At 37.1% G+C, this 16,393-nt stretch carries 15 protein-coding genes and 1 pseudogene; 15 read left to right on the top strand and 1 reads right to left on the bottom strand.

Annotated elements, in window-relative coordinates; all coding sequences use genetic code 11:
- The first annotated feature begins 1,076 nt into the window (after nucleotides 1-1,076).
- The 10 genes from K0040_RS05260 (at nucleotide 1,077) to lnu(B) (ending at nucleotide 11,834) form a co-directional block, all read left to right on the top strand.
- Nucleotides 1,077-1,394 (top strand): rRNA biogenesis protein rrp5, encoded by a 318-nt coding sequence (locus K0040_RS05260; protein ID WP_112120468.1) that lies wholly within the window; start codon nucleotides 1,077-1,079, stop codon nucleotides 1,392-1,394.
- Nucleotides 1,387-2,523, top strand: coding sequence for a DUF2800 domain-containing protein (locus tag K0040_RS05265; protein ID WP_228107894.1), 1,137 nt, complete (start codon nucleotides 1,387-1,389; stop codon nucleotides 2,521-2,523). Before K0040_RS05260 ends, K0040_RS05265 begins: the two co-directional genes overlap by 8 nt.
- A 5-nt stretch (nucleotides 2,524-2,528) precedes the next feature.
- A complete protein-coding gene (locus K0040_RS05270) occupies nucleotides 2,529-3,080 on the top strand; it encodes a DUF2815 family protein (RefSeq protein WP_073127410.1) in 552 nt (183 codons plus the stop codon).
- Nucleotides 3,081-3,153: 73 nt separating this feature from the next.
- Nucleotides 3,154-5,094: a DNA polymerase gene (locus tag K0040_RS05275; protein ID WP_228107895.1), complete on the top strand. Its 1,941-nt coding sequence runs from the start codon at nucleotides 3,154-3,156 to the stop codon at nucleotides 5,092-5,094.
- Nucleotides 5,095-5,149: 55 nt separating this feature from the next.
- Nucleotides 5,150-5,368, top strand: a complete 219-nt coding sequence (locus K0040_RS05280; RefSeq protein WP_086035010.1) for an SHOCT domain-containing protein — start codon at nucleotides 5,150-5,152, stop codon at nucleotides 5,366-5,368.
- A gap of 61 nt (nucleotides 5,369-5,429) precedes the next feature.
- Nucleotides 5,430-6,992, top strand: a complete 1,563-nt coding sequence (locus K0040_RS05285; protein WP_122864860.1) for a recombinase family protein — start codon at nucleotides 5,430-5,432, stop codon at nucleotides 6,990-6,992.
- Nucleotides 6,993-7,409, top strand: a complete 417-nt coding sequence (locus tag K0040_RS05290) for a recombinase (RefSeq protein ID WP_122864861.1) — start codon at nucleotides 6,993-6,995, stop codon at nucleotides 7,407-7,409. It begins immediately after the preceding gene.
- A 19-nt stretch (nucleotides 7,410-7,428) separates the two neighbouring features.
- Complete coding sequence (locus K0040_RS05295) at nucleotides 7,429-8,973, top strand: recombinase family protein (protein WP_228108008.1); 1,545 nt, start codon at nucleotides 7,429-7,431, stop codon at nucleotides 8,971-8,973.
- 521 nt (nucleotides 8,974-9,494) lie between these two features.
- Nucleotides 9,495-10,979, top strand: coding sequence for an ABC-F type ribosomal protection protein Lsa(E) (gene lsa(E), locus K0040_RS05300; RefSeq protein ID WP_228107896.1), 1,485 nt, complete (start codon nucleotides 9,495-9,497; stop codon nucleotides 10,977-10,979).
- 51 nt (nucleotides 10,980-11,030) lie between these two features.
- The gene (gene lnu(B), locus K0040_RS05305; protein ID WP_122864895.1) at nucleotides 11,031-11,834 is read left to right on the top strand and encodes a lincosamide nucleotidyltransferase Lnu(B); all 804 of its coding nucleotides are present in this window, start codon (nucleotides 11,031-11,033) and stop codon (nucleotides 11,832-11,834) included.
- Between the two features lie 470 nt (nucleotides 11,835-12,304).
- Here the strand turns inward: lnu(B) and K0040_RS05310 are convergent, their stop codons facing one another.
- Entirely contained in the window at nucleotides 12,305-12,967 is a 663-nt protein-coding gene (locus tag K0040_RS05310; protein ID WP_228107897.1) for a MerR family transcriptional regulator, read from the bottom strand.
- Nucleotides 12,968-13,096: 129 nt separating this feature from the next.
- Here K0040_RS05310 and K0040_RS21455 point away from each other — a divergent pair, with 129 nt between their 5' ends.
- The 5 genes and pseudogenes from K0040_RS21455 (at nucleotide 13,097) to K0040_RS05330 (ending at nucleotide 16,386) form a co-directional block, all read left to right on the top strand.
- On the top strand, nucleotides 13,097-13,267 hold the full coding sequence (locus tag K0040_RS21455; protein WP_316719641.1) for an IS66 family transposase: 171 nt from the start codon (nucleotides 13,097-13,099) through the stop codon (nucleotides 13,265-13,267).
- Between the two features lie 498 nt (nucleotides 13,268-13,765).
- Nucleotides 13,766-14,065 (top strand): TipAS antibiotic-recognition domain-containing protein, encoded by a 300-nt coding sequence (locus tag K0040_RS05315; protein WP_265588813.1) that lies wholly within the window; start codon nucleotides 13,766-13,768, stop codon nucleotides 14,063-14,065.
- Between the two features lie 162 nt (nucleotides 14,066-14,227).
- Nucleotides 14,228-14,626: pseudogene (locus K0040_RS05320) on the top strand (AAA family ATPase); the annotation flags it as partial.
- An 85-nt stretch (nucleotides 14,627-14,711) separates the two neighbouring features.
- Nucleotides 14,712-15,482 (top strand): MerR family transcriptional regulator, encoded by a 771-nt coding sequence (locus K0040_RS05325; RefSeq protein ID WP_228107898.1) that lies wholly within the window; start codon nucleotides 14,712-14,714, stop codon nucleotides 15,480-15,482.
- Between the two features lies 1 nt (nucleotide 15,483).
- Nucleotides 15,484-16,386, top strand: coding sequence for an ABC transporter ATP-binding protein (locus tag K0040_RS05330; protein ID WP_228107899.1), 903 nt, complete (start codon nucleotides 15,484-15,486; stop codon nucleotides 16,384-16,386).
- The last annotated feature ends 7 nt before the right edge of the window (nucleotides 16,387-16,393 follow it).

A 16,393-nucleotide genomic window follows, 5' to 3' on the forward strand; every position in this document is an offset into this window, starting at 1 on the left:
TTTCTTTATTAGAAAATATTTTTTTGCTCATAATTATTCAACTCCTCTATACCTATTTTTACATAAAAATAAACCCTATACAAGTAAACACTCTTTTTCTAGCGTCTACTGTATAGGGTCCACTTTAAAGTCTGCTCTATTTTTTTATTATGATAATTAAGGCTTAAATATAAAGATTAATAATTTCCCGCTAGAAAATTTGACGGAGCTAGGTACTTAAGTTATTAACTTATTGACGAAAAAGTAGATCTCAATTTAACAGGAAGATTCTTGTCTAGATGTTGGGAACATACCCTTCCACCAAGGGGGTACTAGATACTTACGACATCATTATTATCCTCTCAAGGCACGTTGAGACGGTAGTATTGATGTCAAGGGTTAAGGTAAATACGATGTTTTAGGGATAAAAAACTTTATAAATAAAGGGTTTCCGTGATTTGAGATCTGGCTCCAAGCCGGAAGGATAATCACGGGATTTTTCTTTGTGGGAACTTGTCCAAGATAGGCGGGTTAGATGATCAAGAAGATGATGTGGATATTGATGTGGTGAGTTGACACGATTGCTGGCAAAGACGTGGTGAGTTGATAAGATGACTAACGAAATCAGCATAGGTGTCGTTGGTGAAAAGAATTCGAAGTAACTCTCCTAAGAATGATAATAATAAAATAAAGGGTTCCTGACATCGCATCTTTAGTGCCATTGTTTTTACCATGATGCTAATACCAGGAAACCCTTATTTTTTTTCGTGGGGACTTATCAACTACTATGAAATCAATGATGTGAAGCTGACATGATATATGAAGAGATTCAGATTCTATCACCTCCCGAGGCTACTAGGTAGAGGGCAATAAATAAATCGCCCTTTGGAAAGAGGTGATGGATATGAAACACAATCTCAAAATTAGTGTTTCTAAGAAACCACAGACAGGCGGACTTGTTGCCTACCGTAATGTGTCCGTAAGGGAACGAATTCTTCGCTTTCTTTTAGGGAGTAAACAGCGTGTAACGATTGTGATCCCTGGAGATAGCATCGAGGAACTATCTATCTGTGAAATTACGAAAGGAGGAACTAACCTTGAGCAAAATAAAATTACTGCTTGAAGTGGTCAATGATATGCGAAGTCTTGCTGACAGCATACAGGCAGTTTGCGATGCGATGACAGAAGGAGATCCTGCTCCAGGTGCAAAAGCTACAACTGAACAAGAACCAGTAAAAGAGCCGGATATCCCACTTGAAAAAGTGCGTATGGTACTTGCTGAAAAGAGCCAGATTGGGTTTACTGCCGAAGTGCGAGGACTCATTCAGAAGTATGGTGCAGACAAGTTAAGTGCTGTTGATAAGGCTTATTATTCTGACATCTTGAAAGATGCGGAGGAGCTTGGAAATGGGTAATCATGCAATATTATCTGCATCCTCATCCCAAAGGTGGCTTAACTGCCTACCCTCTGCAAGACTTGAACTGGAGTTTGAAGACCAAAGTGGTGAGGCAGCAAAAGAAGGCACAGCGGCTCATGACCTGTGTGAACACAAACTAAAAAAGGCACTTCATATGAGAAGTCAGCGACCTATCTCTGAGTATAACTCTGATGAGATGGAGGAATGTACAGATGCTTACGTGGACTTTGTTATGGAGCAGGTGGAACTTGCAAGAAAGTCTTGCACAGATCCTATCGTTCTTATTGAACAACGTCTTGACTTCTCTTGTTATGTTCCAGATGGTTTTGGGACAGGAGACTGTGTAATCATTTCAGATGACAGACTTCACATCGTAGACTTTAAATATGGACTGGGTGTGCTAGTTGATGCAGTGGACAATCCACAGATGAAGCTCTATGCCCTAGGAGCACTTGGAATCTATGATCACCTGTACGACATTAAAGAAGTGTCCATGACGATCTTTCAGCCTAGAAGAGAAAATGTCAGCACCTGGACAATACCGGTGGAAGAACTAAAAGGCTGGGCGGAAGAGGAACTAAAGCCCAGAGCTGACAAAGCCTTCAACGGTGAGGGTGAATACATCCCCGGTCCATGGTGTACCTTCTGTAAAGCGGCAAACAGATGTCGGGCCAGAGCCGAAGAAAAGCTAAAACTTGCAGAGAAAGAATTCAAGATGCCACCTCTGCTGACGGATGCTGAGATAGAAGAAATCTTACTTATTCTTCCCGACCTTACCAAGTGGGCGAATGAAATAACAGCCTATGCCACTGATGCAGCAGTCAATCACGGTAAAGAGTGGAACGGTTTTAAAGTTGTGGAAGGTCGCTCGGTTCGCAAGTACAAAGATGAAGGAGCCATTGCAGAAAAAGCCGTGGCAGGTGGATATAAGGACATTTACAGAAAGAGCCTTATTCCGCTGACAGAGATGCAAAAACTGATGGGTAAATCCAAATTTGAGGAACTCCTCGGTGACCTCATTTACAAACCACCGGGTAAGCCGACTCTTGTTCCAAACTCAGATAAAAGACCGGCAATGAACGTAGCAGATGCTAAAAACGAATTTAACGAAATTATGGAGGATTAAATATTATGGCAAATATGCAAAACAAGACAAAAGTTATCACAGGTGTAAACTCAAGATTCTCTTACTTCCACGGTTGGGAGCCTATATCCATTAATGGTGGTGCGGAAAAGTACAGCGTATCCGTCCTTATTCCAAAGGATGACAAGGAAACCATTAATGCCATCCATGCAGCAGTTGATGCTGCCATTGAGGAAGGTATCGCAAAGTTTGGTGGTAAGAAACCAAATAAGGCAGCCATTAAACTACCGCTGCGTGATGGTGATGTAGAGCGTGATGATGAGGCTTATAAAGGCCATTACTTCATCAATGCAAATAGCAAGACAGCGCCACAGATTGTAGATAAAAGTGTTAAGCCGATACTGGATCGTAGCGAGGTATACAGCGGTTGTTACGGTAGAGTTTCTCTTAACTTCTATGCTTTCAACTCCAACGGCAATAAGGGTGTAGCTTGTGGTCTTGGTAACATTCAAAAAATTAGAGACGGAGAACCTCTAGGCGGTAAGACTTCTGCAGTAGATGATTTTACGACTCTTGTCGATGATGACTTCCTTGCCTAAAAGGAATAGAAAACTTGATGGTGGTGGAGGTCTTACCTCTGCCACCTTTTTTCATTTAGGAAAGGTGGTAGCTATGAAGAACTTAGAAATTGATATAGAAACCTATTCATCTACCAATCTACAAAAGAGTGGTGTTTATCGTTACGTAGAAGCAGATGATTTTGAGGTGATGCTGTTTGGTTATGCGGTTGACGGTGGTGAAGTTAAGGTCATCGATTTGAAGAATGGAGAAAAGATTCCAAAAGAAATCCTAGATGCCTTAACCGATGAAACCATTACGAAGTGGGCATTTAATGCTCAGTTTGAGCGAGTATGCCTTTCACGTTATTTGGGCTATCCCACTGGGACTTATCTAAATCCTTCCTCATGGAAATGTTCCATGGTTTGGTCTGCCTATATGGGGTTACCTCTTTCTTTAGAAGGTGTAGGTGCAGTGCTAGGACTTGAAAAGCAAAAGCTGACGGAGGGTAAAGACCTGATACGATATTTTTGTCTTCCATGTACTCCAACAAAAATAAATGGTGGTAGAACCCGTAACCTACCCACTGATGAAATCGATAAATGGCAGCAGTTTAAAGTATATAACAAACGTGATGTGGAGGCAGAAATACAGATACAACAAAGATTGATTAAGTTTCCAGTGCCAGAAGACATCTGGGTTGAGTATCATCTCGACCAAGAAATCAACGATCGAGGCATAAAGGTGGATATGGATTTTGTTAAGCAGGCCATCGCCATGGATGACATATCTCATGAAAAACTACTAACCGTCATGCAGCAGATAACAAATCTCGATAACCCTAACTCCGTGCAACAGATGAAAGGCTGGCTTTGTGAAAATGGTCTAGAGATGGAGACTCTCGGTAAAAAAGCTGTCGCTGAGAAACTTAAGGAAACCGATGGTGAACTAAATGAAGTTCTTTCACTTCGTCAGCAACTGGCAAAATCCTCAGTAAAGAAATATACAGCAATGGAAAATGCGGTCTGTAGTGATTCAAGAGCTAGAGGTATGTTTCAGTTTTATGGAGCTAACAGAACAGGACGCTTTGCCGGAAGGCTTGTGCAATTGCAAAACCTCCCTCAAAACCATATGCCAGACTTAAAAGAGGCACGAAATATTGTCAGAAATGGTGATGTTGAAACACTGGAAATGCTCTATGAAGATATACCTGATACCCTCTCACAACTGATTCGTACAGCCTTTGTACCAAGAGTTGGTCATAAGTTTATTGTGGCTGACTTCTCAGCCATTGAGGCTCGTGTGCTTTCATGGCTCGCAGGCGAAACATGGCGAACAAAGGTATTTGCTAGTGGTGGCGATATCTACTGTGCATCTGCCTCCCAGATGTTTAAAGTCCCCGTTGAAAAGCATGGTGTGAACGGTCACTTGAGACAGAAGGGTAAAATCGCTGAATTGGCACTTGGATATGGTGGTTCTGTTGGTGCGCTAAAAGCCATGGGTGCATTAGAGATGGGGCTTGAAGAGGAAGAATTAAAACCGCTTGTGAATGCCTGGAGAATGTCTAATCCAAACATCACACAGTTCTGGTGGGATGTGGATCGGGCGGCTAAACAATGCGTAAAGGAAAATAAATCACAAGAAACCCATAGCATCGAGTTTCATTGTTTTAGTGGCATGCTTTTTATCGTTCTTCCTTCCGGCAGAAGGCTTGCCTATGTAAAGCCTCGAATTGGTGAGAATCAGTTTGGTGGTGAGTCTGTGACCTATGAAGGAGTAGGTGGAACAAAGAAATGGGAGCGTCTTGAAAGTTACGGTCCTAAGTTTGTAGAGAATATTGTTCAAGCCATATCCCGTGATATTTTGATGCACGCAATGAAGTCTCTCCGTCATTACAGAATTGTGGCTCATGTCCATGATGAAGTAATTATTGAAACTAATCCTCAAATATCGGTTACTGAAGTATGTAAACAGATGAGTCAAGTGCCACCTTGGGCGAAAGGGCTGCTCCTTGATGCCGATGGCTATGAATGTGACTTTTATCAAAAAGATTAATAAAACCATCAGATTTCACCTCCTGCCGTGGCTACTAGGTAGGAGGTGTTTTTCTATGAACATTTTTGAAGTAAAAGACGGTTGTCCTACTATCAAGGGCAAAGCAGAACAGATGACAACAGAAGATTTGCAGAGGGAATATGACTTTCATATGGCGGAGAGCATTATCAAAATGCTTTATAAAGAAGGCAAAATTACAGCGGATGAATTACACAAAATATCAGCATTAAACCGAGAGAAATTCTCCCCTCGACTAGCCAAGATTATGTCCTAAAAAGCTTGCTATTAGTGGCTTTTAGAGTGATATATGTAATGGATGAAAGCGAGGTGTGATGATGAAAAAGATAACAAAAATAGATGAACTGCCCCAAGGACAACTACCTAATACGAAACTTAGGGTTGCCGCCTATGCCAGGGTCTCAACCGATAGTGATGAACAGCTTGAAAGCCTTAAAGCACAGCGTGAACACTATGAGCGCTATATTAAGTCTAATCCTGAATGGGAGTTTGCTGGTCTTTATTATGACGAAGGGATCTCCGGCACCAAGATGGAGAAACGGACTGAACTGCTCCGCATGATACGAGATTGTAAGCAAGGTCGGATAGATTTTATTATCACCAAATCAATCAGCCGCTTTGCTCGTAATACAGTAGATTGTCTAGAGTTAGTAAGAAAGCTGATTGATATCGATGTTTACATTTATTTTGAAAAAGAGAATCTAAATACGGGTGATATGGAAAGTGAGCTGATGCTTTCTATCCTTTCAGGATTTGCTGCAGAAGAGTCTGCATCTATTTCACAAAACAACAAGTGGTCCATTCAAAAGAGATTTCAAAACGGCAGTTATGTTGGTACTCCACCTTATGGCTATACCAATATAGATGGTGAAATGGTAATTGTCCCAGAAGAAGCAGAAATCATCAAACGTATTTTTGCTGAGTGCCTTTCAGGGAAAGGTGGAGGTACTATAGCAAGAGGTTTGAACAAAGACAAAATCCCAGCAAGAAGAGGTAATCACTGGAGTGCAGGCACGGTGATAGACATGCTCCGAAACGAAAAATACATGGGAGATGTTTTGTTACAAAAGACTTACACAGATAGTAACTACAACCGCCATTCGAATACAGGTGAAAAAGACCAGTACTATTACAAGGACAATCATGAACCTATTATAAGTAGAGAAGACTTTGCTAAGGCACAAGATCTCATTGATGAAAGAGCCAAGATGAAGTGTAAGGGCGTGAAAAAGAACGTTTATCTTAATCGATATGCTTTAAGTGGCAAGATTGTCTGTGGAGAGTGTGGTCGCAATTTTAGGAGAAAGACAAACTACTCAGCTGGTAGGAGTTACATTGCTTGGAGTTGCATCGGTCATATCGAAGACAAAGAGAGTTGCTCCATGTTGTTTCTACGAGATGGAGAAATAAAAGCCACATTTACCACCATGATGAATAAGCTTGCTTTCAGTCATAAGCTAATCTTAGAACCGCTATTCAAATCAATTAGCCAAATTGATGAAGAAAGCGACCGTGAAAGAATGGATGCTATTGATAAGCGAATGGAGCAACTCATGGAAGAACGCAATACCCTTATTACATTGATGGCCAAAGGTTTCCTTGAACCTGCACTTTTTAATCAAGAGCGGAATGTTTTAGATAACGAAATCAGAAATTTTTCAACTGAAAAAACAAACCTGGTAACGAACTCTACGAGTGGGGTTTTACGAGCAAACGATATAAAGGACCTCATTGATTACGTGTCAGCAGATAATTTTAATGGTGACTACACAGAAGAATTATTTGAAGAATTTGTAGAGAACATCATTGTTAATTCCAGGGATGAGCTGACATTCAATTTGAAATGCGGTCTTTCCCTGAAAGAAAAGGTGGTGAGATAAATGGCATATATTCCATATGGATACAAAATTCAAGATGGAGAGGTTACTGTCGATGAAAAGGCAGCAGGTCAAGTAAAGGTATTCTTTGAGAAATACATATCAGGACTATCCCTTACAGTGGCTGGCGAACAGGCAGGTATTGATAAGACACACTCTGTGATGGGACGCATTTTGAAAAACGTCAACTACCTTGGAAATGATACGTATCCAGCAATCATTGATAAAGAGATATTTGATAAAGCTGAAGAAGTTAGAGATAAACGTGCAAAGGATTTAGGACGAGTGGTAGAGCTTGCTGCTTTCACCTCTCCCCCTCCCAAAGAACGATTCAAAATGAGGAAAGCGGATAATAAGATGCCCATGGATCCTTTTGACCGAGCAGAATACTTATACAGTCTGATAGAAAGCGAGGAATAAAGTGACAGAGAAAAATATAATGGTCATTCCTGCTCGTAAAAGAGTGGGAAGTACAGCCGCAAAAGAACAGATAAAGAAACTTCGTGTTGCTGCCTATTGCCGTGTTTCTACAGAAACGGAAGAACAAAATTCTAGTTATGAGGTTCAGGTCGCACACTATACAGAGTTTATAAAGAAAAATAATGAATGGGAGTTTGCCGGCATCTTTGCAGATGATGGTATCTCCGGGACGAACACTAAAAAGCGTGACGAATTTAATCGCATGATTGCAGAGTGTATGGACGGTAATATCGACATGATTATTACAAAATCCATCAGCCGATTTGCACGTAACACCCTAGACTGCCTTCAATACATTAGACAGCTCAAGGATAAGAACATATCCGTTTATTTCGAGAAAGAGAACATCAATACCATGGATGCCAAAGGTGAGGTTTTGCTGACTATTATGGCATCTTTGGCACAACAGGAAAGCCAGAGCCTTTCACAAAACGTTAAGCTTGGGCTACAGTACCGATACCAACAAGGAAAGGTGCAGGTCAACCATAAGCGATTTATGGGCTACACCAAAGATGAAGATGGAAATTTAATCATTGTTCCCGAAGAAGCTGAGATTATCAAACGCATCTACCGAGAATACCTTGAAGGTCAGAGTCTAGTGGGCATTGGTCGAGCCCTTGAAAAGGATGGTATTTTAACAGCAGCAGGAAAACCAAGATGGCGACCGGAATCAGTTAAAAAAATCCTCCAAAATGAAAAATACATCGGAGATGCCCTCTTACAAAAGACTGTTACTGTAGATTTTCTAACCAAGAAACGAGTTAAGAATGAAGGTCATCTTCCCCAGTATTATGTTGAAAATAGCCATGAGGCGATTATTCCCAAAGAATTATACTTGCAAGTTCAGGAGGAAATTCATCGAAGAAGGAACATCTACACAGGAGCAGACAAGAACAAACGAATTTATAGCAGCAAATACGCTTTAAGCGCCATCACCTTCTGTGGAGATTGTGGGGATATTTATAGGAGAACATATTGGAATATTCACGGCAGAAAAGAATTTGTCTGGCGATGCGTGACTAGAATCGAGCAAGGACCTGAGGTCTGTAAGAATAGAACGGTAAAAGAAGATGAACTCTATGGTGCTGTAATGACTGCGATTAATAGGCTACTTGCAGGTGGCAATAACATGATAAAGACCTTGGAAGAAAATATTCATGCCGTGATTGGCGAAACAACAGAATACCAAATTTCAGAGATTAACAACTTGCTAGAAGAAAAACAAAAAGAACTCATCAAGCAGGCCAATAAAGGTCAAGACTATGAACATCTAGCAGATGAGATTGATGGACTGCGAGATAAGCGCCAGACCCTTTTAGTAGAAGATGCCTCCCTCAGTGGCGAGAATGAACGAATCAATGAGTTGATTGCATTTATCCGCATTAACAAATACCGTACCCTAAGATATGATGATACCCTAGTAAGGAAGATTATCCAGAATGTTACTGTTTATGATGACCACTTTGTAATATGCTTTAAATCTGGAATTGAGATTGAAGTATGAAAAAGTTACGATATATGAAGGTAAGCTCACTGTTGAATTAAAGTCTGAAGTCAAGATTGATGTAGAAGGGTAATTTTTAGAAAAAGAACAGAAGAATTATCTTGGGTTTTTGAAGATAATATGATATAATAAAATGACTTGGAGGTGGAAGAATGTATAGCTTTTCTTGCTAATTATTAGAAGCATAATAAGATATTAAAAATAACGGCGATAGAACCGTTTGTTTTGTTATGCGAATTGCAAGAAAGTTAAGTATTCTACACTCAATAATACATTACAGTAGCCTGATGTGCTACAAAAGGTAATAATAGGTATTTGTTTTTGAGCCGTAAGAATTTACTTTCTTGCGGCTTTTAATATTTGTAAAAGAAGGGAAGATGTTTGATGGAAAAAGATACTATAATAACACATGACAATCTCTATGCAGAGTCGGATACTATTGGCAGTATTTGCATAGAGTAATCAATGCCGAAAACCGACTTTGCTTATAAAATTATTATAATGTAAAGGAGGAAGAATATATGTCTATAATAAATGTTTCAAATCTAACTTTTTCACACGAGGGAAGTTACGACAATCTATTTGAAAATGTAAGTTTTCAAATAGATACAGATTGGAGACTTGGTTTTATTGGAAGAAACGGACGCGGTAAAACTACTTTCTTAAATTTACTGCTTGGAAAATATTCGTATTCTGGCAATATAAGTTCTGCAGTTAAATTTGAGTATTTTCCTTATGATGTGGAAGATAAGAGTCTATATACAATTGAAGTAATGAAGAGTATTTGTACGGAATGTATGGATTGGGAGATTTTTCGTGAAATATCATTGCTTGATGTTCAAGAAGATGCTTTATATCGTCCGTTTAATACACTGTCAAATGGTGAGCAAACAAAGGTCCTTCTTGCAGCTTTATTCCTTACAGCGAGTTGTTTCCTACTTATTGATGAACCTACAAACCATCTTGACATCGATGCACGTAATGTGGTGCAAAACTACTTGAAACGCAAGAAGGGGTTTATTTTGGTATCTCATGATAGAAACTTACTTGATCAATGCGTTGACCATATACTGTCTATCAATAAAACGAATATCGAAATCCAAAAAGGAAATTTTACTTCTTGGTGGGAGAACAAAACGTTACAAGATAATTTTGAACTGTCAGAAAACAAGAAACTCCTTAAAGAAATAGGAAGGTTGTCTTATGCAGCAAAACGTAGTTCAAACTGGTCAAATAAAGTAGAAAAAAGTAAAGATGGAACAACAAATTCTGGTTCAAAACTGGATAAGGGTTATGTTGGACATAAGGCGGCAAAGGCGATGAAACGTGCTAAAAATATTGAGTCAAGGCAGCAGGAAGCTATTTTACAAAAATCCGAACTGCTCCACAACATTGAACAATATGACGATTTAAAAATTTCGCCACTTGATTTTCACAAAGAGTGCCTAATAGAAGCGAATGATTTATCATTGTTTTATGGGGATAAAGAAGTATGCAGTAATCTTAATTTCAGAGTCAATATTGGTGATAGAGTTGCCATTATCGGAAAAAATGGGAGTGGTAAGTCTAGTATCCTAAAATTGATTAATGGAGATGTTATTAAATTTACCGGAAATTTTATGTTAGCAAGTGGACTAAAGATTTCTTATATTTCGCAAGATACTTCATATTTAAAAGGTAATCTATCTGAGTTTGCCTATAATAATAAGATGGATGAAACTCTATTTAAAACGATTCTTCGTAAACTGGATTTTAACAGAGAACAGTTTGATAAGAACATGGAGGATTTTAGTGCAGGTCAGAAAAAGAAAGTACTAATTGCTAAAAGCCTTTGTGAAAGCGCACATTTGTATATATGGGATGAGCCATTGAACTATATTGATATTTTTTCACGTATCCAAATTGAAAAAATGATTTTGGAATATTGTCCTACACTATTGTTTGTGGAGCATGATGATGGTTTTTGCAATAATATTTGTACGAAAAATATTAATTTATGTTTATAGAGATTTGAGTTGCAACAGAAACTAACAGATATTTACAGAAAGGGTGAAGAAATGTTAAAACAAAAAGAATTAATTGCAAATGTTAAAAATCTTACTGAGTCAGATGAACGAATTACAGCTTGTATGATGTATGGATCGTTTACCAAAGGAGAAGGTGACCAATACTCTGATATAGAGTTCTATATATTTTTGAAAGATAGTAGAACCTCGAGCTTTGATTCGTCCAACTGGTTGTTTGACGTAGCTCCGTACTTGTTGCTTTATAAAAACGAGTACGGAACAGAGGTAGTTATTTTTGATAATCTTATTCGTGGGGAATTTCATTTTCTTTCTGAAAAAGATATGAACATAATCCCCTCGTTTAAAGATTCAGGTTATATTCCTGATACGAAGGCTATGCTTATTTACGATGAAACGGGGCAATTAGAAAATTATTTGTCAGAGATAAGTGGTGCAAGACCTAATAGACTTACTGAAGAAAATGCTAATTTTTTGTTGTGTAATTTCTCTAATCTATGGTTGATGGGAATCAACGTTCTAAAAAGAGGAGAATATGCTCGTTCATTAGAACTCTTATCACAACTTCAAAAAAACACACTACAACTTATACGTATGGCAGAAAAAAATGCTGATAATTGGCTTAACATGAGTAAAAATCTTGAAAAAGAAATTAGCCTTGAAAATTATAAAAAATTCGCAAAGACTACCGCTCGATTAGATAGGGATGAATTATTTGTAGCCTATAAAAAAGCTTTACTGTTAGTTATGGATTTGCAAAGTCACATTATAGAACAGTACAACTTAAAAGTTACACGTGACTTTTTAGAAAGATTGTTGAATTACATTAAGGAATAGGAGAATAACGTTATTTACAGTAGTGAGTCATAAGAATAATTGAAAAGTAACAGTCTACCTCAGTAGTTTTCTCAATAAACAGCAAAACCTATGGATATGTTTCCACAAACGAGAGCCAATATTGGATATGTTTCCATCTACGAGCGTGGATATGGTCCCCATAACCATAGGGGTTGAGAACGCAGTTTTGATAGCTATCAAGGCAACTCGAAACATGTGGAGACGGTAGTATTGATGCCAAGGAAAGATAAGTAAAAAGACTACAAATGTTTGAAATAAGGGATTTTCGAGATTTTGTTATGAAAAGCAAAGTCCCGAAAATTCCTTTTTTATTATTCTGTGGAAACACGATTACTTTTATCATGCAGATTCAACAAAATTGCTGGCCCAATAATATTTTCTGAGATAATCGTGACCGTGAAAAACCCAAAACAGAAAATCGACATGGATCATATTGGCAAGAAATCTGATTATGGATAGATATGCCTGATAGCCGCACTTACAAACTCTGCAAGTCCTGGTGTCTTTTTGTCCAAATCTTCTTTATACTTCAAATACGCCTGCCCGATCTTTCGGAAAGTATTATCATCGCTTGGAATCCAAATAGTTATTAATTCCCTGAAAATAGTAACAGCCTCTTTTGCTGATAAGCTCTCAGGATCATCCTTCATGGCTTCGTCAAACTTTTGGATGACCTCAGTACAAAGAGCAATAAGCTTGTCAAAATCCAAGGTCATCATAGTGGAGGCATTTTCAAAAATAGATACGTTGCCCTGTAATACGCCGCTTTTTACTAATGGTAGAAAAAAGGAACTTTCAATTAACTCTTGGATTTCATTTGCATATGTTTTCTTTAGAGTTTCAATTCGACTTTTATCAAAATCCCTAAGCATTGAAATATCGAACTTATCATTCAAAATCATGTCAACCGACAATATCATTTTTTGTAATTGAGACTGTCTTTCTAAAAGAATTTGTTTATGTTGTCGCATTAACTCTTTTTCCATTTCCTTTGGATTATCAAGTATTAATCGAATGTCGTCAAGGGAAAAGCCAAGCTCCTTATAAAATAAAATGCTCCATAAGCGGCGCAAGCTTTCGTCGTCATATTGGCGGTAGCCAGATTCTTTCACCGTGTGAGTGGTAAAATAAAATTACCCATAAAAGGGAAAATTAAATCCCCACATATTTACCAATATTATCTCTAGTATGTTTTACTATAGTTAGAAAATAAATAACTATAGGAGAGATATAAATGTTATATGTGGTTATATAAAACAGGAGGAAATGATAACTCTATTATTTTATATGAATATCAGAAAACTAGATTTAGTTCTTATCCAAAATCATTTTTGAATGGTTATTCTGGATTTCTTCAGACAGACGGATATAAAGTATATAATAGCGTGATGCTAAACAACTTTATTGTTTAGCGCATATCCGAAGAAAATATTATGATATCGTATCAACCCTAAATAATGAAGCCTTGAAAAAATCACATGCAATCATATGGAAAAGATGAAACATTAAAAGAAGAAAAATTATTAGATCTAATGCCTTGGTCGGCAACTCTGCCAGAAAATCTTAAAATAGAAAATAAATAATATAGAGGTAATAACTGATTTTAATACAATATCAGTTATTGCCTCTTATATTCCAAGGCGTTAAATCTTTTACGCTTACATTTGAAACGCTAAAATCAAAAGTTATTTTATTAGAAAAATATAAATAATCAACTAACTCTGGAAAGAACCAGTAATAGTTTGTGCTAAACAAGTGATGAATATGAAAAAAATGGAAAATTAAATAAATTAACTGATGAAAAATAAAGTCAGTATGAGAATCAGGCAATGAATCAATGGGGAAAAGATAGGGTTAGACAATCTGTGCATAATTGGAATAGCTACGGTGGGAGTAAGAAAGAATAGATACTGGAGGAATGCAATTCAATATTTCAGGAATTGACAGACAATATGGGATCCGGAGCAGAGAGCCAGGTGATTCAGGAACTTTTGATAAAATGGCATCAGTCTCTACAGTACTTTTACGAGCCATCTTTAGAGGTATTAAGAGGATTAGGTAAGATTTATAGCTATGATCCTGAATTTAGAAAGGTTTTTGAAGCTATTGATCCCGAACTTCCGAACTTCCCTCAAAGTTCAATAAATTGTTATGTTGATGAATTAGAGATGAGATGGCTGGAAAGTCAATATGAAGTTCTACAAGAATAAATTAAAAATAAGGAGAGATTGAAATGGGTGATAATATGAAAATAAATACTAAAAGTGAAAATAGACAAAATTTTAAGTCGCAAACAGAGGAAAGATATGTATAACCTCTTGGAGTTCCAAATCCTAGGGCACAGAAAATGATATAAATAAAATGAGCTTAGCAGAAATATTATCAGGGTAAACTATGCAGAAATAAAATCTAAGTTTGTAGGAGAAACACCCAAAAATATTAAAGCCGTTTTTCAAAAAGTAAAGGAAACAAATGCGGTGCTATTTTTTGATGAAGCAGATTCTATCCTTGGAAAAAGATTATCAAATATAACTCAAAGTACAGACCATGCGGTGAACGTCAGCTGTTCGGTAATGCTGTTAGAGCTTTCTAAAACTGATTGGGAATGTATAATTCTTGAAACAAAAGGTCTATCGGGTGAAGATATTCTTAATATAATTGTTAATGCGAGTTCTATAGCCCTTGAAAGAGAAGGTTTGACATGTAAGGTAAGATTAAATGATTTTATAACTGCAATACATTCATGTAAAAAAGCTAAAGAAGAAATATGAAAATAAGTTTGAGAAATATATGAAAAATAACTATTGCATATTACGTTACGTAATATGATTTAATTAATACTGTGGAGGAGATGTAATGAATAAAAAGAGGTATTTTTCTATAGGTGAGATTGCAAATTTAACAGGGGTTACTATAAGAACTTTGCAATATTACGATAATATTGGATTAATTCCGTTAAATAAGGAATTGACTAATGGCCGTAGATACTACGAAGAAAAAGATATTACAAAGTTACAGCAAGTTCTGTTCTACAAATCATTAGGACTTCCTATAAAGGAGATCAAAGAACTTGTGGTTGAAGCGGTTACTGTGGAGCAAGTTACTGATGTGCTTCAAAAGCAGAAGCAGATTTTTTATCAAAAGTTAAATGATATGAAAATGAGTATATCTCTAATTGATGCAAGTCTAAAAAACTTAGAAAGAAACCAAGCACTGATTTCAGGAGAATTAGTTCAGTTAATGAGTACATTAAATAAGGATATTATCTTTGAATATAAAAATGTTCATTATGATGAAAAAACAGATGATGTTCTTATAAGTCATTATGAAAAAACAGAAGAAGTAATTGAAACTTATTGGAAGTGGAAGGCTCTCGTAGTAGAAGCTGTTGCACACATTATTAATGGTGTTGATCCAAAAGATAGACAAGGGCAGGATTTTGCTAAAAGGTGGATGGAAATGGTGGCACTGGTGACAGGAGGAAGGCTTGAATTACTTGAAGCACATAAAGTAGCTTATGAAAATCGTAATCAATGGCCTGAAGAAGATAGAAGACTAATGGAGTTTGCTGATGAGTTTATTGATAAGTCTGTGGAAAGTTATTTAACAGTAGAAAAGGAGAGGTAATGTGATTGAATTGAAAAACTTAACAAAAGTTTATAAAGACAAAGTTGCAGTAGATAATTTGTCTTTTAATATTAAACCTGGTGTAGTTACAGGCTTTTTAGGTCCTAATGGTGCAGGGAAATCAACTACCATGAGAATGATTCTAAATCTAGTTAAACCATCTAAAGGAGAGGTAATTATTGATGGAAAGCAATATATAGATTTGAATCAGCCAATTTTAAAGATTGGTGCATTAATTGATGCTGATGATCTTAATCCAAAGTTGACAGCACTTCAACATTTGCAATTGATAGCTACAGCAAGCGGAATGCCAAGCGACCGAGTAATTGAAATGATTGAAAAAACAGGGTTGGAAAAAGTAAAGAATAAGCAAATTGAAGAATATTCTTTGGGAATGAAACAGCGTTTAGGTATTGCTGCAGCATTGTTAGGGAATCCCGAGACTATTATATTGGATGAACCGTTTAATGGTTTAGATGTTGATGGCATTAAGTGGTTAAGGAGCTTAGCCAAAGATTTGGCAAAAGAGGGAAAATCAGTTTTAGTCTCTAGCCATCTAATGAGCGAAGTGCAAGCAATAGCGGAAAGAATTATTGTTTTAGCACAGGGAAAGCTATTAGCTGATATGTCAGTGGAGGAAATATCCCAAAAGAGCTACAGTGGATATTTAAGAATAAAAAGTGAAGATAATTCTAAGCTAGAAGATTTATTGAAGAAAAATGGAGCCTATATAAGCAAAGGCGAAGAAGGTTCTTTGCAGGTTAGAAATGTAGAGGGTGAAAAAATAGGAATTTTAGCTAAGGAAAATTATATTGCAATCTTCGAACTTACAAAGGTTCAACCTTCCTTAGAGCAGCTATATTTAGAGCTTACAGAGGGCAAAGTTGATTATAAATCTAAGTAGGAATTAA

Source organism: Terrisporobacter petrolearius, from assembly GCF_020748185.1.
Classification (GTDB): Bacteria; Bacillota; Clostridia; order Peptostreptococcales; family Peptostreptococcaceae; genus Terrisporobacter; species Terrisporobacter petrolearius.